Annotated in this window: 16 protein-coding genes; 8 read left to right on the forward strand and 8 right to left on the reverse strand. The window is 44.9% G+C overall.

What is annotated here, in order from left to right:
- Positions 1-60 precede the first annotated feature (60 nt).
- Complete coding sequence (nadB, locus tag H9W84_RS02125; protein WP_007116158.1) at positions 61-1,758, reverse strand: L-aspartate oxidase; 1,698 nt, start codon at positions 1,756-1,758, stop codon at positions 61-63.
- A gap of 507 nt (positions 1,759-2,265) precedes the next feature.
- Here nadB and H9W84_RS02130 point away from each other — a divergent pair.
- From H9W84_RS02130 to H9W84_RS02150, 5 genes are all read left to right on the forward strand, one after another.
- A complete protein-coding gene (locus H9W84_RS02130) occupies positions 2,266-3,426 on the forward strand; it encodes a metallophosphoesterase (RefSeq protein ID WP_099833475.1) in 1,161 nt (386 codons plus the stop codon).
- A 225-nt stretch (positions 3,427-3,651) separates the two neighbouring features.
- Positions 3,652-4,545, forward strand: a complete 894-nt coding sequence (gene dapA, locus H9W84_RS02135; protein WP_239741487.1) for a 4-hydroxy-tetrahydrodipicolinate synthase — start codon at positions 3,652-3,654, stop codon at positions 4,543-4,545.
- Positions 4,542-4,841 (forward strand): hypothetical protein, encoded by a 300-nt coding sequence (locus H9W84_RS02140; RefSeq protein ID WP_007116155.1) that lies wholly within the window; start codon positions 4,542-4,544, stop codon positions 4,839-4,841. The genes dapA and H9W84_RS02140 overlap by 4 nt, the downstream gene beginning before the upstream one ends.
- 134 nt (positions 4,842-4,975) lie before the next feature.
- A complete protein-coding gene (gene purC / locus H9W84_RS02145) occupies positions 4,976-5,704 on the forward strand; it encodes a phosphoribosylaminoimidazolesuccinocarboxamide synthase (RefSeq protein WP_076774876.1) in 729 nt (242 codons plus the stop codon).
- 165 nt (positions 5,705-5,869) lie between these two features.
- Positions 5,870-6,970 carry an FUSC family protein gene (locus tag H9W84_RS02150; protein WP_076774878.1) on the forward strand — a complete coding sequence of 367 codons (1,101 nt, stop codon included), beginning with the start codon at positions 5,870-5,872 and terminating at the stop codon, positions 6,968-6,970.
- A 99-nt stretch (positions 6,971-7,069) separates the two neighbouring features.
- On the opposite strand, the gene serB is transcribed toward H9W84_RS02150, so the two are convergent.
- Positions 7,070-8,071, reverse strand: a complete 1,002-nt coding sequence (gene serB / locus H9W84_RS02155; RefSeq protein ID WP_239741488.1) for a phosphoserine phosphatase SerB — start codon at positions 8,069-8,071, stop codon at positions 7,070-7,072.
- 81 nt (positions 8,072-8,152) lie between these two features.
- Here serB and H9W84_RS02160 point away from each other — a divergent pair, with 81 nt between their 5' ends.
- The 3 genes from H9W84_RS02160 to H9W84_RS02170 all read left to right on the forward strand — a co-directional run bounded on the left by H9W84_RS02160 (position 8,153) and on the right by H9W84_RS02170 (position 10,502).
- Entirely contained in the window at positions 8,153-9,535 is a 1,383-nt protein-coding gene (locus H9W84_RS02160; RefSeq protein ID WP_239741489.1) for a hypothetical protein, read from the forward strand.
- Positions 9,536-9,644: 109 nt separating this feature from the next.
- Entirely contained in the window at positions 9,645-9,881 is a 237-nt protein-coding gene (locus tag H9W84_RS02165; RefSeq protein WP_007116151.1) for a PA3496 family putative envelope integrity protein, read from the forward strand.
- An 81-nt stretch (positions 9,882-9,962) separates the two neighbouring features.
- Positions 9,963-10,502, forward strand: coding sequence for a YecA/YgfB family protein (locus H9W84_RS02170; protein WP_065253615.1), 540 nt, complete (start codon positions 9,963-9,965; stop codon positions 10,500-10,502).
- 54 nt (positions 10,503-10,556) lie between these two features.
- Here H9W84_RS02170 and argG read toward each other — a convergent pair whose 3' ends face one another.
- From argG to H9W84_RS02200, 6 genes are all read right to left on the reverse strand, one after another.
- Positions 10,557-11,921, reverse strand: coding sequence for an argininosuccinate synthase (gene argG / locus H9W84_RS02175; RefSeq protein ID WP_128680969.1), 1,365 nt, complete (start codon positions 11,919-11,921; stop codon positions 10,557-10,559).
- Between the two features lie 162 nt (positions 11,922-12,083).
- Positions 12,084-12,560 carry a transcription elongation factor GreA gene (greA, locus tag H9W84_RS02180; RefSeq protein ID WP_007116148.1) on the reverse strand — a complete coding sequence of 159 codons (477 nt, stop codon included), beginning with the start codon at positions 12,558-12,560 and terminating at the stop codon, positions 12,084-12,086.
- 261 nt (positions 12,561-12,821) lie between these two features.
- Positions 12,822-13,373 carry a phosphatase PAP2 family protein gene (locus H9W84_RS02185; RefSeq protein WP_239741490.1) on the reverse strand — a complete coding sequence of 184 codons (552 nt, stop codon included), beginning with the start codon at positions 13,371-13,373 and terminating at the stop codon, positions 12,822-12,824.
- 154 nt (positions 13,374-13,527) lie between these two features.
- On the reverse strand, positions 13,528-16,767 hold the full coding sequence (gene carB / locus H9W84_RS02190; RefSeq protein ID WP_239741491.1) for a carbamoyl-phosphate synthase large subunit: 3,240 nt from the start codon (positions 16,765-16,767) through the stop codon (positions 13,528-13,530).
- 39 nt (positions 16,768-16,806) lie between these two features.
- Positions 16,807-17,211 carry a PIN domain-containing protein gene (locus H9W84_RS02195; RefSeq protein WP_050325490.1) on the reverse strand — a complete coding sequence of 135 codons (405 nt, stop codon included), beginning with the start codon at positions 17,209-17,211 and terminating at the stop codon, positions 16,807-16,809.
- Entirely contained in the window at positions 17,211-18,317 is a 1,107-nt protein-coding gene (locus tag H9W84_RS02200; protein ID WP_239741492.1) for an AAA family ATPase, read from the reverse strand. The genes H9W84_RS02195 and H9W84_RS02200 overlap by 1 nt, the downstream gene beginning before the upstream one ends.
- Positions 18,318-18,328 lie beyond the last annotated feature (11 nt).

Raw genomic sequence — 18,328 nt, forward strand, 5'->3', positions numbered from 1 at the left:
CTTTTACAATTATTTTGAAAAAAGGGGATGATAAACATTCCCTTTTTTATTTAACCCAAACTATGGCATAGATGGGGTTAAAATCACGTCTGCCGCGACTGGCAAAGTTTGCGGAAAGTCTTTGTTGTAATGCAGTCCGCGCGATTCGTGGCGACGTAGCGCCGAGCGCACAATGAGCTCAGAGACTAGCAGCAAATTACGCAATTCAATCAGATTTTTGCTGACCACAAAGTTGGCGTAGTAATCATTTACTTCTTGTTTTAACAACAAAATGCGGTTGAGTGCGCGATGTAGGCGTTTGTCTGAGCGCACAATACCAACGTAGTGCCACATGCTTTGGCGCAATTCATCCCAGTTTTGTAGTAGGATGACTTCTTCGTCAGGGTCGGTTACATGTTGGCTGTCCCAATCAGGAATAGCAGGAATGGGGGGGACGCGATTTTCTGCAAATGCGGCGGCAATATGGCGCGCTGCAGTCATCCCATACACAAAACATTCTAATAGCGAGTTGCTCGCCATGCGATTGGCGCCATGCAGACCCGTAAATGACGTTTCGCCCATGGCATATAGATTGAACACATCGGTTTGGGCGTTTTCATTGACCATCACCCCACCACAGGTGTAGTGAGCGGCGGGTACCACGGGGATTTTATCTTGGGTCATGTCAATGCCCAGCTCTAGTAGCCGCTCATATAACATAGGGAAATGACCTTTAATAAACGCTGGGTCTCTATGAGTAATATCTAACCAAACATGACGTATTCCCAAACGCTTCATCTCAAAATCGATGGTGCGAGCCACGATGTCACGCGGTGCCAGCTCACCCCGTTCATCGAAGCGAAGCATAAAGCGCTCACCTTCTGGATGTTCTTTGGTTGCTGGCAGGCGCAGGTAGGCACCTTCACCGCGCATGGCTTCGGTGATTAAAAACGAACGCGCTTCTGGATGATATAGACAAGTAGGATGGAACTGATTAAATTCCAAATTCGCAACGCGGCAACCTGCGCGCCATGCCATCGCGATACCATCGCCCGTGGCAATATCTGGGTTAGATGTATACAAATACGCTTTTGATGCCCCGCCGCATGCTAAGGCGATAAAGGGCGCGGTAAAGGTAATGACTTGATTGGTGGCCAAATCAAGGGCGTACAGCCCCACGGCACGATTGGGCTCGCTAATCGGACTGTAGTTGTGTTTGCTAAGTTTGTTGGTGGTGATGACATCAATGGCAGCGACATACTCAAACAGTTTGACATTCGGACATTGTTTGACACGTTTGACTAACGTGGTAGAAATGGCCACCCCAGTGGCATCTGCCGCATGGATGATACGACGTTTGGTATGACCACCTTCACGGGTCAGGTGCAAGGTTTCGTTCTCATCCAAGGTAAACTTGACACCTTGTTTGAGCAAAAACTCCACCGCTTCTCGGCTATGCTCTACCGTAAAACGTACCGCATCTTCATGGCAAAGACCTGCCCCTGCAATCAAGGTATCATCGACATGCTCATCAACCGAGTCATCATCCGATAGTACTGCTGCCACGCCGCCTTGGGCATAAAAAGTGCTGGCTTCGGTGAGCTTGTCTTTTGCCAAAACCGCAATCGATAGATGGCTTGGCAAGGATAAAGCTAACGATAAACCTGCACCGCCACTGCCAACAATTACCACATCAAACGCGTGGCGATGGTTAGCCTGTGCTTGCGGCTGGAGAGTTTCTTTGATAGGGGAGTTTGACACATTAACGCTTGCTGTCATAACGCTGACGTCCTTCAAATTAATGAGTTAAAGAGCCAAAAAATCTAAGCAAGCGCTGAGCAAATTGGGTCACCGTGCTACATTTAAAAGGCTGTGTTTAAAAGGCTATTTTAAAAGCTATGGTTAAAAGGCTATGGTTAAAAAGCCATGGGAAAATAAGCTATCATATCAGCTTTTATAAATGATGGCGGATTTTTTCTATGGTTTGTTTTTTAAGTAGCTAGCCCATCTAAATAGCCCATGGTTAAGGCTAAACAGGGTACGACGTATGCAAACGCGCTCGTCTTTGTTTTGCCGTCGCTGACAGACAATGGGGGAAAATGCAAAGTCAGGCGTTTTTTAAAGCAATTTAATACAAAAAACTCGCCTAGCTGTTAATCCATTTTTTGCGATATGATGATAGTTTAAATTGTCATATTCATCATTGCCATTTATAATGGGCGCTTTTTTTATACGTATTTGTCATGCAAATTATTGATTATTCAGTAAATTTAGGTAACGCTTGATATGGGTGGTAGCATGATTGGCAGTTGGCTAGGTCATCTTGGAGCGCTCATTGCCGTTTTGGTAATCCTATGGTCGTGCCTAAAAACCGTGCAACTCAAAGCGCGAACAGATAATCTGCAAATCCTGCTGCAACTGGTCAGTTTCTACGCGCGCTATTGGTTTGTTTGGTTGTTGGTGTGGGCAAACGTGCAACTGCTGTATGACAACCAAATTATTTACTGGCTGCTTATCGCGTTATCCTTGTTGTATATCTATATGAGCTGGGTTGAGCCCAATCGGCTGCGCGTTTCGCATTTTTCAATCAATTTGACCGTATCTGCGACCTATCAACCTGCGACCGATATTTCACTGGCTGCGCCATTATCACAATCTATCAAACGACAAGCTGCAAAAATTGCGGTGCTGAGTGATATCCACATTGGTATATTTTCTAACCCCCATCAGTTAGCGCGTTTGGTGAAATGCCTTAACCGCTTAGATGTTGATGCGGTGCTGATTTTGGGTGATTGGTTATATCAAGCGACAACTTTGGATGCCCATCTAAGCCCATTTAAAACGCTGAACAAGCCTTGCTATACCGTCCTTAGCGATGCCGATACCCAGCAGGTTGTCGATGATGCACAAAATAGCGAACCTGCTAGCAATATGCAGTTAATGAATATTTTGCCAACCTTCGGTATTCAATTATTGCCTGAGCAAGGCTTGCGCATTGCCGGGATAAAAATCATAGGCATTCATAATGGCAGTACAATGGATTTACCGCGCGTGATTGAACAGCAGCGCGGCGCGGGGCAGCCATTAGTGATTGCCACCCATGATATCAAGCAGTTAGAAGCCAATCCGCGAACGTTAAGTGACGCCAACAACGATACTTTGGTGATTGCGGGGCAAACCCATGGTGGGCAGGTCAATATACCTATACTGACACCGCTGATGGTGAGAGCATTGACAGGTAATAAACTGGCGGCAGGGTTACGTCAACCCGATATACCCAAACAATCCGACTATCATCCCAAAGCACTCAATGCGGCTAACAAACCCAGCAAACGCTACCAAGTATGGGTGAATACTGGGATTGGCATGACAGGGTTGCCGTTTCGGTTTAACTGCCCGCCCACCATTGATGTGCTAACTATCCAGGTTCAAACGGTTGATGCTTAACCCATACCATTCGCCACTGTAAGCCAGCGACTATAAACCAGCTGCTGCCTTATTATCTGGTTGAGTGGGGTCTATAACCTGATTTGCTACAGCGGTGGAGAAACTTGCGTTTGCTATCAAAGCGCTTAAACTTCGCCCCAAATGTATGCTACACTAGACAAAAATTTTCAAAAAATTGTCGCAGCTGTTACATATTCTACTTAAGGTTTTGTCCAAGGTATTGTTATGACCCCCATTTTAGATAAACTACAAGGCTCTATGGTCGCGTTGATTACACCTATGCATAGCAATGGTGACGTCGATTGGCAATCATTGGCAAATCTCATTGATTGGCAAATCGAGCAAGGTACGGACGTACTGGTGTCGGTTGGTACGACGGGTGAATCCGCAACCTTATCCATGCAAGAGCATGTGGATGTCATTGAATTTACCATGAAGCAAGTGGGTGGTCGTATTCCCGTCATCGCGGGTACCGGCGCTAACAATACAGTTGAAGCCATTGAGCTGACCCAGCACGCCAAACAGGCGGGCGCTGATGCCGTGCTGTTGGTTGTCCCCTACTACAACAAACCGACCCAAGAAGGGCTATACTTACACTATAAAGCCATTGCTGAAGCCGTGGACATTCCCCAAGTGCTGTACAACGTACCCGGGCGCACTGTTGTTGATATGCAGCAAGCCACTGTCGAGCGCTTAGCGGACATCGAAAATATCATCGCGATTAAAGATGCGACGGGTGACGTGGCGCGTGGTGCCAAACTGATTGAAGCAGTAAAAGGTCGCATGATTGTATTGTCAGGGGATGATGAAAGCGCGTTAGCACTGATGCGTCATGGGGCAAAAGGCAATATCTCAGTGACCGCCAATGTCGCACCAAAAATCATGAGCCAAATTTTTGGCTTGGCACTCAAAGGTGAGTTTGAACAAGCCGAAGCATTAAACCAAAAAATAGCCCATTTACACCAAGATTTATTTATCGAGTCAAGTCCAATTCCTGCAAAATATGCGTTACACAAAATGGGTCATATTGAGCAAGGTATCCGTTTACCATTAACTTGGCTTACCCCAGAACACCAACAAGTGATGGATGAAGCACTTGCCAAAGCAGGTTTACTATGAAAAAAACACGCAGCACCAACCGCAATCGATTCAACGCCCAGCTAGCCCTAGCGATTATTGCCTCTGCTAGCATTGCTATGACAGGCTGTACTACTTTTAAACGTAAAGTTGGCGACAATTCTTTGGACTATACAAAGACCAAAAAACTTGAACCCATCCAATTACCGGCAGATGCACAAACGCTACCTTTTACGCCAGTTTATGCAGTGCCGCAATCGGGTGAAAATACGTTAAAAATCACAAAAGAAGGCAGTAAGCGTTTTGAGCTACCGCGTCCAATTAGTACCGTAAAATAAAGAGTGGCTGATAGCATCTATGATAGTTGGCAGCTTGTGTTGCTAACCGCGTATCAGCCAATCAATGCAACTGTCATAAATTAGCTACTCTGAGCCAACCTTAGCCAATCTTAAACAGCCATTTGGGAATTACCATGCAAAAACTCGATTTACTTTATAAAGGCAAAGCAAAATCAGTCTTCGAAACTGACAATCCAGATTATCTGATTTTAGAATTTCGTGATGATACCTCTGCTTTCAACGGCGAGCGTATCGAACAGTTAGCGCGTAAAGGCAAAGTCAATAACCGCTTTAATGCCTTTATCATGCAAAAACTCAGCGAAGCAGGCATCGAAACCCATTTTGAACAGCAATTATCGGATGAAGAAGTGCTGGTCAAACGCCTAACAATGATTCCCGTCGAGTGTGTGGTACGTAACTATGCGGCAGGTAGCCTAGTACGTCGCTTAGGATTGCAAGAAGGTCAAGCGTTGACACCACCTACCTTTGAATTATTCTATAAAGATGACGGTCTGGGCGACCCAATGGTAAATGATTCATTAGCGGTATCACTCGGCTGGGCAACGCAAGCTCAACTGGATGAAATGAAAGCCTTAACCTTTAAAGTCAATGACGTGTTATCAAAAGTGTTTGATGACGGTGGTTTGATGTTGGTGGATTTCAAACTAGAATTTGGGGTATTCAAAGACCGTATCGTACTGGGCGATGAGTTCTCACCCGATGGTTGCCGCGTCTGGGACAAACAAACCAAGAAAAAACTGGATAAAGACCGTTTCCGTCAAAGCCTAGGTGATGTGGTCGAAGGTTATGAAGAAGTTGCCCAGCGTATTGGCGTGTCTTTGGTTGATGAGTCAGGTCGATAAATCGGATTCATTCATCAAGCTAGCTAATCGCTACAGCGAATCTAATTAAGTCCAATTAAATTTGGATGAAATGTAAAATAGATAAACATCTAAAACTGGGGCTTGCTCCAGTTTTGTATTTTTAGCAGGTTATTTAAGTTTAAGTTTAAATTTTTATCCCTCAGTATGATTAACAAAAGAGTCTTTCATTTGGACAACCCTATCACTCATCAATATATCAAGCACCCGCTCACCACCTTGACCCAATTCAATCGCAATCCTAGACCTTGGCATATGCCGTTGTTTGTGGCATTTGCGATTAGTTTTCCAGTGATGATAGGCGCGTATCTGAGTGATTTGCGCATGGGGCTACTCGCGTCACTCGGTGCGATGGTGATTTTAAACTTACCCTATACTGGGTCGTTATTGTCTCGCATGACCACGGTATTGGCGTGTAGTTTTGGGATGGTCGCGTGTTTTGCCGTTGGCTTGGTCGCCCACAACGTGCCCATTCTGACGATTCCCTTGATGTTTTTTGTGACCTTTTGGTGTACGCTGTTTAGCCGTTATTATAAGTTACCACCGCCTGCTGGGCTGTTTATCATCATGGCTTCAGCGATTGCGCTGTTTATGCCTGCACCCGTGTCACAAATCCCACAGCTGATTGGCGTGGTGGTATTGGGCACGTTGTTTGCGGGGATGGTGGCATGTTTTTATGCGTTACTGCTGATTTATAACAAGCCTGTCTTACCGGTAAACACATCGATGCCCGTGCGGGAGATTTTGGGTGATACGCTCATTGTATCGGCGTTTATCGCTTTATCATTGCTGCTCGCGCTGTGGCTAGAGATGCCCAAACCATATTGGGTGCCGATGAGCTGCTATGTCATCATGCAAGGGATGAATTTTCAAAGCATGTGGGGCAAGCAGATACATCGGATTGTGGGTACGGCGATTGGTATGCTGCTAGCTTGGCTATTGCTATCGGTGCATTTGAGCGATATGGGTGTGGCGCTAGGCATTTTTGGCATGATGTTTTGTATTGAAACTTTTGTGGTACGCCATTATGGGGTGGCGGTTATTTTTATTACCCCACTGACCATCTTTTTGGCAGAGTACAGCGCGGTGCAGCCTACCGCAATCAGTGAGATTATCGTCACGCGGTTTTGGGATACCGTGCTCGGCTGTCTCATGGGTGTGCTAGGCGGTATTGTCATTTTATCACCGATAGTGAGGCAAAAATTACAAGTCATCGTCGATAAAGTCGTGGCGAAATTGCCAATTTAGCTTTTTTATCCAAAAAAACAAAAAAGCCACTCGATAATCTGGGTGGCTTTTTTATAATCTTTAAAATTCATTGTTAAAAATAATCTTTAAAACTAACCGCTAACATGAATCGCTCAATCCCAAAACAGTCATCACACCATCGAGTCCTGCGACTGTTACCGCATAATCTGCTTGGGCGCGCACAATCGGTTTGGCACGATAGGCAATACCGATATCAGCTAGCCCTAGCATTGGCAAGTCATTAGCGCCATCGCCGACAGCAACAGTCTCTGACAGCTTAATGCCTAGGCGCTGTGCCACGGCTTGCAGAATTTCGGCTTTACGCTTGCCATCTACAATCGCTGAGGTGATTTCACCTGTCACTAAATTATCGACGATATCTAGGTCATTGGCATAACTCTCGTCCATGCCTAAGCTGTTTTTCACGTATTCGGCAAAATAGTTAAAGCCGCCTGAGACCAATACCACATAGTAACCATGATTTTTCAGTGCGCTAATCAAGCGTTTTGCCCCTGGGCTAAAGGTAATGTGATTGGCAATAATATCTTCGAGCACCTCACTTGATAACCCTTTAAGCAAAGCCACACGGCGAGTAAAGCTTTCGGCAAAATCAATTTCGCCGCGCATGGCAGATTCGGTGATCGTATCGACTTGCTCACCAATCCCGGCTTTTTTTGCCAATTCCACAATCACTTCTTGCTCAATCAACGTCGAATCCATATCAAACAACGCCAATTTATGCGGGCGCACCAATGTTGCAAGGGGCATGACATTGATATCTACGTGATAGAGGTTGTTGGCGGCGATTTGTTTGACACGGTGCGGTAAGTCTTGGATATCGGTATCTGATTCAAGTGTCACAATCCAGCGAATCGTCGTCACAGGGCTGGTTTGCTCAGCTTGGGCGAGTGTGTCATTGGCTTGCCAATCAAGCTCATTGACTAAGGTGTCTTGATGTAAGAGGCGAATGGCAGAATGAAGGCTTGCAAGGGTTTGGCTGATTTGGCTCAATAGCCCCAATTCAAACTTGGCAGCGCTTAGGGTAATCGCGTAACTATGGGGAAAATGCTGATTAAGTTGATACAAAAAATTCGTCGTCATGGTAGTTTACCCCTTGTATGCCAAAAAAATAAACATGATAATGTAGCATTTAATCGCTCCTAAAGAAAGTTTAATCTACCCATGAATCATCTAGCCCCCCGTCAAGGCAAATTCGCTATTGTGCTACTTATTAGTTTTTGTTTACATTTTTTGATGCTTACTTTTAGTAGTGAAAAATCCCAATACGAGCAGCGTACCCAAAAGGGTGAAAAAATTGTTGAACAGTTAGCCAAAGAAGCCATGGTGGGCATCACGAGCCAAGATAGAATTAGCCTGAGCGTCTTGGCAAACCGCTACCAAGTTGATCAGGAAGTCGCCAAGCTTGTCATCAGTGACCAAAACAATCAGCCGCTGGTGCAAACGGGACAAGCACAAAACGAAGTGGGGCAAGTGATTGACAAACCCATTATCCAAAACAACCAAGTTCTCGGTCACGCCACTATCATTATGAAAGCGGTCTCTAAAGGCGAGATTGTCAGTAGTCAATGGTTGTTTGTATTAGGGTCAGCAATTTTGCATGGGTTTTTATGGCTGATTTATGGCTATATGGCGCGCCCAACGCAGGAACAGCTTGCGCAATTGGGTGAAAAAGTCCAGCAGCATATCGCGCTTGCGCGTGGCAGCCTAGCACCCACCAACCCTGCATTGACAGCCGATAGTGAATTGCAATTATACGAAGACACCTTGTACAATAAAGCAGGGGATAGCAGCGCAACCGCGCAACCTACCGCCACTGGCAAAACCATCAATGATTTTTTAAATCGAGAAAAATCAAAATCTGCTAAAGACATGCCCCAAGCCCAGCCCACAGCGACTGAAGCGACTGACAATCTGGCTCAAGAAACGACGGTAGACAGCCAAAAACAGCCTGAAATTGAATTACAAATTCATTTTTACGACCAGTACCATCTGCTAAAACGGGTGGCACCTGAAGTTGCAAAACCGTATTTCCAATTGTGTAATCAGCTATTGATGCGCGCATCAAACAGCTTATTTAACTCGTCAAACAATGTGTTAAATCGCTATATCAAAGACGTGTATATCAAAGACAACTCGCATTTTAATGCCAACGGCGCGGTCATTCATCTCGCAGGTAAAGCCGAGCAATTGCCACTGGCAGCGGTGTTGTTGTCAAAATTGTTGATTATCCTCAACCAAGTGGTATATGAAAAACACCGTGAGCTATCGCGTTTTGCCTTGCCATTAACCATCGGTACCAGTATCAGTCATCAATTCGATGACGTACAAAAACTGATGGCAAACCACGCCAAAGAAGATGGTTTATTGCTTCTGTATCCGCTGGATTTACTTAAAACTTTAGATGGTAAAGTGCAGTTTAAAAACCTGCAACATCCGACCACTATCACAGAGCGTGAGATGGTTTGGTACAACGGTTTATCAGAAACTTTGATGACCGAACTCATTGCCAAACGCGATGATATTTTGACCGCCACAGAAAAATAAAAGAATCATAGCTATTTTTTCTTTCGCCACTTGACTTGACTGACAAAACCCATTATAAGGCTTTATGAAATTGCAAATTTATCGAATCGACCAGCGAAAGGAGCACTAAATGGCTGATCCAGATATTGATGATAGCTTTGAAGATGACAATTTTGATGATGACGATGACGCGCGACTCGTGGATGACGACGCATCGGGTCGAAGTCGGGCAAGTAGTCTTGAAAAACGTCGTTTGATTGATAATCTATTGGAAGAAAAGCGTCTAGAGCGCTCACTCAAAGACAGTTTTGATGACGATCTTGATGACTTAGACGATGACGACGATTTTGACGATGATGAGTTGTAAGTCAAGCAAAAGGTTAATACACTAGGTATTAACCTTTCTTTTTTCAATCCGCTTTTTTGATAGCATACTAGGATAACTACCATGGATTTTGATGATTTAATCGATTTTTTAGACAGTGATGACAATGAATTTGGGCTATCGAGCATCGCTACACACGGCTTTTTAACCGCCTCTATTGTCGGCAAACCTTTAGACAATTGGCAAACCTATCTTTTTGAAGGGCATGAAAAACAAGTCAAGCCAGATGTGCTAGCAGCCATTGAACAATGGCGTGATGAGCTGCAAGCCATGCTGCAAGATGAGCGTGAAATTGAGCTGCCTTTTGATGTCGAAGAAACTGACTATCTCGATATTGAAAACTCAGAAATTAGCGAATGGTCGGTGGGTTTTGTTGATGCCATGTATGCCAGCGATGACGAAGAAGATGATTGGTTTGATGATGACGACAGCGAAGAAGATGTGGCAATGCTGACGTTACCGATGATTTTGTTTAGTGGCATTGATGAAGACCAACCTGATATGCAAGAGCTACTCAAAGACCCAGAAACCATGAGTCAAATGGCACAAGCCATAGAAAAAAATATCGTTGAGCTGTTCTTACTCTTTCATACCAATGATTAATGGTAGTCACAAAAAAGGGCAATCGCATCGATTGCCCTTTTTTTATTTACCGCATTATTTTTGCTCTAGTTGCGGTACGTCTGAGCCATGGGCATTGGATAACAAACCTGATTGGCTATATAACGCCAATTTAGCCCGGGTATCTGAAATATCTAGATTGCGCATGGTGAGCTGACCGATACGGTCCATTGGCGTGAACGCCGCATCTTCAACTTTTTCCATCGATAGGCGTTCTGGTTGGTAGGTCAAGTTGTCAGATTTAGTATTTAAGATGGTATAGTCATTACCGCGGCGTAGCTCGATGGTGACTTCACCCGTGATAGCTTTGGCGACCCAGCGCTGGGCGGTTTCACGAAGCATCAAGGCTTGTGAGTCAAACCAGCGACCTTGGTACAACAAGCGACCTAGGCGTAAACCATTGATACGGTACTGCTCGATGGTGTCTTCGTTATGAATCCCAGTGACCAAACGCTCATAGGCAATGTGCAACAGCGCCATAGCAGGGGCTTCATAGATACCCCGTGATTTGGCTTCGATGATACGGTTTTCAATTTGGTCACTCATACCAAGACCATGACGACCCCCGATTTCGTTGGCTTTTAAAATCAAATCCACTGGGCTATCAAAGGTTTCGTCATTGATTGCCACGGGCATGCCTTGTTCAAAGCGTACTGTCACTGTTTCTTTGTCGATTTTGACATTTTCATCCCAAAATGCCACACCCATAATCGGCTCGACGATGTGCATGCTGGCATCCAAAAACTCCAAGTCTTTGGCTTCATGCGTCGCGCCGAGCATATTTGAGTCGGTTGAGTAGGCTTTTTCTTTGGACATTTTGTAGTCAAAGCCATTGTCGATTAAGAACTGTGACATCTCGCTACGACCGCCCAATTCATCAATGAAGGTTTGGTCAAGCCACGGCTTATAGATTTTAAGGGCAGGGTTGGTGAGTAAACCGTAACGGTAAAAACGCTCAATATCATTGCCTTTATAAGTTGAGCCATCGCCCCAAATGTTGACATCATCTTCTTTCATGGCAGTGACTAGCATGGTGCCTGTAACCGCACGACCCAGTGGCGTGGTGTTAAAGTAGGGCATACCACCGGTGCTGACATGAAACGCACCGCATTGAATTGCGGCAATACCTTCAAGCGCCAATTGCAAACGGCAATCAATTAAACGTGCTTTGACCGCACCGTATTGGTCGGCTTTTTTGGGAATGGCGTTGTAATCGTCTTCGTCAGGTTGACCTAAGTTCGCGGTATAAGCGTATGGCAGCGCGCCTTTTTGCTTCATCCAAAGTAGCGCAGCTGAGGTATCAAGTCCGCCTGAAAACGCGATACCGACTTTTTGCCCGACGGGGACAGATTGTAAAATGGTGGCGTTATTGGTGGCATCGTTTGTGGTATCGTGGCTCATAACCTTTCCTATCAAGTCATCAAAAAATAATGTGCAAAATCAACCTATCGAATTATTGTAACATTTTTGTCAACGTGTTTTTCGCCATTTTTTGACAATTACCCATAATTTGTCACAATAAAAAAGCCAATCATTTGATTGGCTTTATCGGCTAAATAGCGGTTATTGGTACAAAACTTCGACGATTTCGTATTCGACTTCACCGCTTGGGGTTTGGATTTTGGCTTCATCGCCTTCTGATTTGCCAATCAGACCGCGCGCGATGGGTGAGTTGATGGAGATTTTATTGGCTTTAAAATCTGCTTCGTCATCACCCACAATTTTATAGCGTTTTTGCTCTTCGGTATCGAGATTTTCAATCACTACCGTGACGCCAAACACCACGCGACCTTCTTGCGGTAGTTTGAGCGGATCAATGACTTCAGCGCCGCCCAATTTGGCTTCAATATCGCGAATACGGGCTTCACAAAATCCTTGCTGCTCACGGGCAGCATGGTACTCGGCATTTTCTTTTAAGTCGCCATGTTCGCGCGCTTCGGCAATCGCCGCGGTAATACGTGGACGGTCAACGGTTTTGAGCTGTTTGAGCTCTTCTTCTAAAGCCGCGTGACCTTGAGGCGTCATTGGATAACGTTGCATAGGGGATTCCTTTTGTCACAAATAGGGATTCAAACGGCAAGATTGCCAAAGTAACAAGTCACAAAAAATGGTCATCAACGCTCGTGATTGACCACTATCTATTTTGTATAGATGAAAAAAACCATGCTAGACAGGGCTACTGCCTAACAAGGTTCTAGTAAAAAATTTGCTGTGCTGCGTCAATCACCGCAATAACGGTATTTTACTTGATAACGGCTTGTGATGCAAAGCATTCACTTAATTGACTGCATGAGCCTGACATTACCAAGCTGAGCTGATGGTAACACCCACGGCTTTATTTTCATACCAAGGTAAAATAGTGGCATTGTCAAACGGTTGCGTCATCACCAAACCACTGATGACACCCAGCGCACAGCCAGCAACCACATCACGGGTATGGTGCTTGTCGGCATCCACACGTGACCAGCCCACATAGGCGGCAGGAAGCATTGCCATCGAGCCATAGCGCCAGCCATAGCGTTGACCGATGAAAGTCGCGCCCGCGCAAGAATCACTAGCATGCCCTGATGGAAATGAGTAATCTTCGCCATTGGGACGTTCACCCCACGCGGTGTCATTGGTGGCGTATTTGAGCGCATAGGTAGCCGCCAAATTGGTTGCCATGGTTTTGCCTAGTTGATACACGCCTTCTTGGTCATGTTTGGCAAGTGCCATGCCTAAGCCTGCTACCGGGATAGCAATATGCAATATATCGCCCGCTTTTTCGCTATCGCTTTTGGCATATACCGTTGTCGTCGGCGCTAATATAGCAGCGAGCAGTATGACGTTAAAGGTCTTAGAAGGTTGTCTCATGGCATTCACACCCTGATTGTGGTTAGTGGTCAAAACATTGATAAACGTGACTGTACTTAGGGCAAACCCAGTCTACACCCCAAGCCTTAGGATTATCTTAACCCATAAAAAAATACTGACAGTGCTGGCTATCAGTATTTTAAAATAGCGGTGGTTAGCCCTGTGTATGTAGCGCTTGGAGCTTATACACATCAAATGGTAGCTGCACTTTATACGCTTGGGTAACTGCTGCTGCGGCATTTAAGGTGGTCACATTAAATACTTTATGCTGTAAGGCTGAGCGGCGAATCGAGAACGAGTCTTCATGCGCTTGTTTGCCTTCAGTGGTATTGACCACAATCGCGATTTCACCGTTTTTGATGGCATCGACGATATGTGGGCGACCCTCGGTAACTTTGTTGATGCGCTCACAGGGGATACCTGCTTCGGTCAAGATTTTTTGTGTACCTGAGGTTGCCACGAGTTTAAAGCCATAGTCGGCAAATTGTTTTGCCACTGGTACTAGATTGGCTTTGTCGCTTTCACGCACTGATAAGAACACTTTTTTAACTTCATTTTCTACTGGCAAACCGGGCAATCTATCATTACTGCCGATGATGGCTTTGTAGTAAGCCTCACCAAAGGTCTGACCCACACCCATGACTTCACCCGTTGATTTCATCTCAGGGCTTAAGATGGGGTCAACGCCTGGGAATTTGGCAAAAGGGAAGACCGCTTCTTTGACCGCAAAAAAGGTTGGAATCACCTCAGTAGTAAAGTTTTGTTCCACTAAGGTTGTGCCCGCCATACAACGCGCGGCGACTTGCGCAAGTGAAGTGCCGATGCATTTTGATACGAAAGGCACCGTACGTGAGGCACGCGGATTGACTTCAAGAATATAAACCACACCATCTTTGACCGCGTATTGGACGTTCATCAAGCCTACTACACCCAGCTCTTTTGCCATCGCCACGGTTTGTTCGCGCATCACATCGCAAATCTCTTGGCTAAGTGAATACGGAGGGATTGAACACGCTGAATCGCCTGAATGCACGCCCGCTTGTTCGATGTGCTGCATGATACCACCAATCACCACATTGGTGCCGTCAGAGATACAATCGACATCCACTTCAATCGCATCATCCAAGAAGCGGTCAAGTAACACAGGGGCTTCGTTGGACGCTTGTACGGCTTCACGCAAATAACGACGCAGTTCGTTTTCGTTATAAACGATTTCCATCGCGCGACCGCCCAACACGTAAGAGGGACGGACAACTAGGGGATAGCCCACTTGCGTCGCTTTGACGATACCGTCTTCAGTACTGGTCGCCAAGGCATTGGGCGGCTGAGTAAAGCCTAATTGCTGAATCATGTGTTGGAAACGTTCACGGTCTTCTGCACGGTCAATCGCATCTGGGCTGGTACCAATGATATGCACGCCTGCAGCTTCCAGTGCGCGCGCTAATTTTAATGGCGTTTGTCCACCGTACTGCACAATCACGCCTTCGGGTTTTTCGATGCGCACGATTTCAAGCACATCTTCTAAGGTAATAGGCTCAAAGTATAGACGGTCAGAGGTGTCATAGTCAGTTGAAACCGTTTCAGGGTTACAGTTGACCATGATGGTCTCATAACCATCTTCACGCATTGCCAAGGCGGCGTGCACACAGCAATAGTCAAATTCAATACCTTGACCAATGCGGTTGGGACCACCACCGATAACCATGATTTTTTTGTTGTTGGTTGGATTGGCTTCACATTCGTCATCATAGCTTGAATACATGTAAGCGGTTGAAGTCGAAAACTCCGCGGCACAGGTATCCACGCGTTTGTACACAGGATACACGCCCAAATCCCAACGTTTCTTACGCAGTTGTTTTTGTGAAATACCCAGAAGCGTTGCCAAGCGTAAATCTGATAACCCTTTACGTTTAAATTGACGCAAGTTGTCACTGTTCAAACCGCCAAAGCCAGTTTCTTTGACCAATTTTTCCGTTTTGACGATGTCTTCAATTTGCACTAAAAACCAAGGGTCAATACGAGTAAACTCAAACACCTCATCCACGCTCATGCCAAAACGGAAGGCATCAGCAATGTAGAAAATACGGTCAGGTGTAGGGGTTTTTAACTTAACTTTTAAGGTACTACGAATGGTATCCTCGTCTTGATTGAAATCAAGATACTCATCAAAACCATTCACCCCAATCTCAAGACCGCGTAACGCTTTTTGCATCGACTCTTGGAAGTTACGACCAATCGCCATCACTTCACCCACCGATTTCATTTGGGTAGATAAGGTGCTGTCAGCTTGGGGGAATTTTTCAAAGTTAAAGCGCGGTACTTTGGTCACCACATAATCAATGGCAGGCTCAAAGCTGGCTGGGGTCAAGCCGCCTGTAATGTCATTGCTGAGTTCATCGAGGGTGTAACCGACGGCAAGTTTTGCCGCGATTTTGGCAATTGGGAACCCCGTGGCTTTAGATGCCAAGGCAGATGAACGGCTGACACGTGGGTTCATCTCGATGACCACCATACGACCTGTTTTTGGGTCAATACCAAATTGTACGTTTGAACCACCGGTCTCCACGCCAATCTCACGCAGCACCGCCAATGACGCATTACGCATGATTTGGTATTCTTTATCCGTCAAAGTCTGAGCAGGTGCCACAGTGATAGAGTCACCTGTATGCACACCCATAGGGTCAAAGTTTTCAATCGAACAGACGATGATACAGTTGTCTTTTTTGTCACGGACAACTTCCATCTCGTACTCTTTCCAACCGATTAGGCTTTCGTCAATCAATAGTTGGTGAGTGGGCGATAAGTCAAAACCGCGCTCACAAATCTCGACAAATTCGTCACGGTTGTAAGCGATACCGCCACCCGAACCCCCCATGGTAAACGACGGGCGAATGATGCAGGGAAAGCCGACTTTGGCTTGAATGGCGAAGGCTTGTTCCATGGTTTCGGCCACTTCGGCGCGCGGGCACTCTAAGCCGATTTTTTTCATCGCTTGGTCAAACAGGTTACGGTCTTCGGCTTTTTCGATCGCGTCTTTGGTCGCGCCAATCAGCTCACAGCCATATTTTTCCAGTACGCCATGCTTGTCCAAGTCTAACGCACAGTTGAGCGCGGTTTGTCCGCCCATGGTGGGCAAGATGGCATCAGGGCGTTCTTTATCAATGATACGCTCTACCGTTTGCCAGGTGATGGGCTCGATGTAGGTGGCATCTGCCATGACGGGGTCGGTCATGATGGTGGCTGGATTTGAGTTAACCAGAATGACGCGGTAGCCTTCTTCACGTAAGGCTTTACAGGCTTGTGCGCCTGAATAGTCAAATTCACAGGCTTGTCCGATGACGATAGGACCTGCGCCGATGATAAGAATGGATTTGATGTCGGTACGTTTTGGCATTGCTTTACACCCTTACTTTAAAGTACATTTAAAACAAAATTACGAATGATTTAAGGCATTTTCGAGTGTACTAAAATCGCTGTCTAAGCTTTGCCATTCAAGCTGACGGATTTTTGACACAGCATAATGAAAAATATCAAAATTGTGCTTATTGGTTTGTTTCTTGGCTAATCGATAAATCTGTGATGCAAAATTACCTTCTTTGTCAGTGATTTCAAATTCTTGAAAATCATCCAAAATTGCTTGCATCTCGTTAACCGCTATCCGTTTTACTCCTCGTAACACTTCATAGCGAATCAGCGGCGTGATAGCAATTTTTACTTTATCATCATTTAATAGTTCAGTGACTATCGATTTAGCTTCAATATGTTTTGGATTGTCTTTGTCATGGTCAAACGCCCCAATTAGCAAATTGGCATCCAGTAAAATAAAGCGCTCTGACATTATGGCTGTGCCTCACTATTAAGCAAGTCTAATAGTCGTTGTTTAGCTTGGCTTTGGTCGATATTCGCCATATTGTCACGTTTCAAGGTATTTAAATCTACACCGAAGGTGTCTTGTAACACATTGGCTAAAAGGCGAGTATTCGGCGAATTAATTTTTTCACTTCTTACCACATTATCATTATCACGTTTAAGCAAATAAGCTTCACCTTCAGCCAGTTGTGATAATACTAAGGGTGAATGAGTAGCGATATAAAAGGTGGTGTTAGGAAATAAATTTTTCAGCGTTGGCACGATTTTGGTTTGCCATTCGATGTGCAAATGGCTTTCGATTTCATCAATCAACACCACGCCTTTGACGTTTAACAAATCGGTGGCGTTGGTAAATGCTGAATACGCAGAGATAATGGATTGAATGATTTTTACCACTGAAATAAAACCAGAGCTTAATTCACTTAACTCTCGTTCTTGTCCTTCGATGGTGAGAAATACATTGCCGTCACCATCGATTTTTAGCGTTTTTTCAATACGGCTGTCTAAAATATGTAGGGCATTTAAAACCGTATCAATATCAACTTTACGATTGTCTTCTTCTTTTTGGTAGGGGTTGACAGATTTGGCACGCTCCGTGAACCATCTATGAATATCAGTTTTCATATTAAAGTTTGATAATAACTGATTGTTAATAGAATGCTGTATTAGAACACTTATCTGTTCATGATTTAAGGTAGCATTGCTATCATTTCTATAAATAGCACTACGTTCACTTGCACCCAAAAATGCAATTGCATCAATATCTTGGGAATTTATTTGTTTAAAAAGTTGATTGTAGTCAATACTATCATCTGTTAATAAAACGCCTTTACCTTTGAAATCTAAAAATTCTTTTTCTACTTCAATTTTTTCAGCAATTCGCTTTTGTGGGATATATTGAAAGAACCTTATGAAGTTTGAGGTTTTAGCCAGTAAAAATATGAACAAAGATTCTAAAGTTTTGGTTTTGCCTACTCCATTTGACCCAAAAAAAACAAAAACTCGCTTAGTATCGTCAAGATTTAGCTCAACGTCACCCACCCCTCGCAAGTCTTTGATTTTAATTTCGGTCATATAAATCTCAA

Source organism: Moraxella tetraodonis (assembly GCF_022359095.1).
Taxonomy (GTDB): Bacteria; Pseudomonadota; Gammaproteobacteria; order Pseudomonadales; family Moraxellaceae; genus Faucicola; species Faucicola tetraodonis.

Excerpts from the sequence above, each read along its gene's own strand:
- H9W84_RS02195 (WP_050325490.1), bottom strand. The coding sequence starts at position 17,211 with ATGTCAGAGCGCTTTATTTTACTGGATGCCAATTTGCTAATTGGGGCG.
- argG (WP_128680969.1), bottom strand. The coding sequence starts at position 11,921 with ATGAGCCACGATACCACAAACGATGCCACCAATAACGCCACCATTTTA.
- H9W84_RS02160 (WP_239741489.1), top strand. The coding sequence starts at position 8,153 with ATGAATCATCTAGCCCCCCGTCAAGGCAAATTCGCTATTGTGCTACTT.
- H9W84_RS02200 (WP_239741492.1), bottom strand. The coding sequence starts at position 18,317 with ATGACCGAAATTAAAATCAAAGACTTGCGAGGGGTGGGTGACGTTGAG.
- nadB (WP_007116158.1), bottom strand. The coding sequence starts at position 1,758 with ATGACAGCAAGCGTTAATGTGTCAAACTCCCCTATCAAAGAAACTCTC.
- H9W84_RS02185 (WP_239741490.1), bottom strand. The coding sequence starts at position 13,373 with ATGAGACAACCTTCTAAGACCTTTAACGTCATACTGCTCGCTGCTATA.
- H9W84_RS02150 (WP_076774878.1), top strand. The coding sequence starts at position 5,870 with ATGATTAACAAAAGAGTCTTTCATTTGGACAACCCTATCACTCATCAA.
- greA (WP_007116148.1), bottom strand. The coding sequence starts at position 12,560 with ATGCAACGTTATCCAATGACGCCTCAAGGTCACGCGGCTTTAGAAGAA.
- H9W84_RS02140 (WP_007116155.1), top strand. The coding sequence starts at position 4,542 with ATGAAAAAAACACGCAGCACCAACCGCAATCGATTCAACGCCCAGCTA.
- H9W84_RS02170 (WP_065253615.1), top strand. The coding sequence starts at position 9,963 with ATGGATTTTGATGATTTAATCGATTTTTTAGACAGTGATGACAATGAA.
- H9W84_RS02130 (WP_099833475.1), top strand. The coding sequence starts at position 2,266 with ATGGGTGGTAGCATGATTGGCAGTTGGCTAGGTCATCTTGGAGCGCTC.
- serB (WP_239741488.1), bottom strand. The coding sequence starts at position 8,071 with ATGACGACGAATTTTTTGTATCAACTTAATCAGCATTTTCCCCATAGT.
- H9W84_RS02165 (WP_007116151.1), top strand. The coding sequence starts at position 9,645 with ATGGCTGATCCAGATATTGATGATAGCTTTGAAGATGACAATTTTGAT.
- carB (WP_239741491.1), bottom strand. The coding sequence starts at position 16,767 with ATGCCAAAACGTACCGACATCAAATCCATTCTTATCATCGGCGCAGGT.
- dapA (WP_239741487.1), top strand. The coding sequence starts at position 3,652 with ATGACCCCCATTTTAGATAAACTACAAGGCTCTATGGTCGCGTTGATT.
- purC (WP_076774876.1), top strand. The coding sequence starts at position 4,976 with ATGCAAAAACTCGATTTACTTTATAAAGGCAAAGCAAAATCAGTCTTC.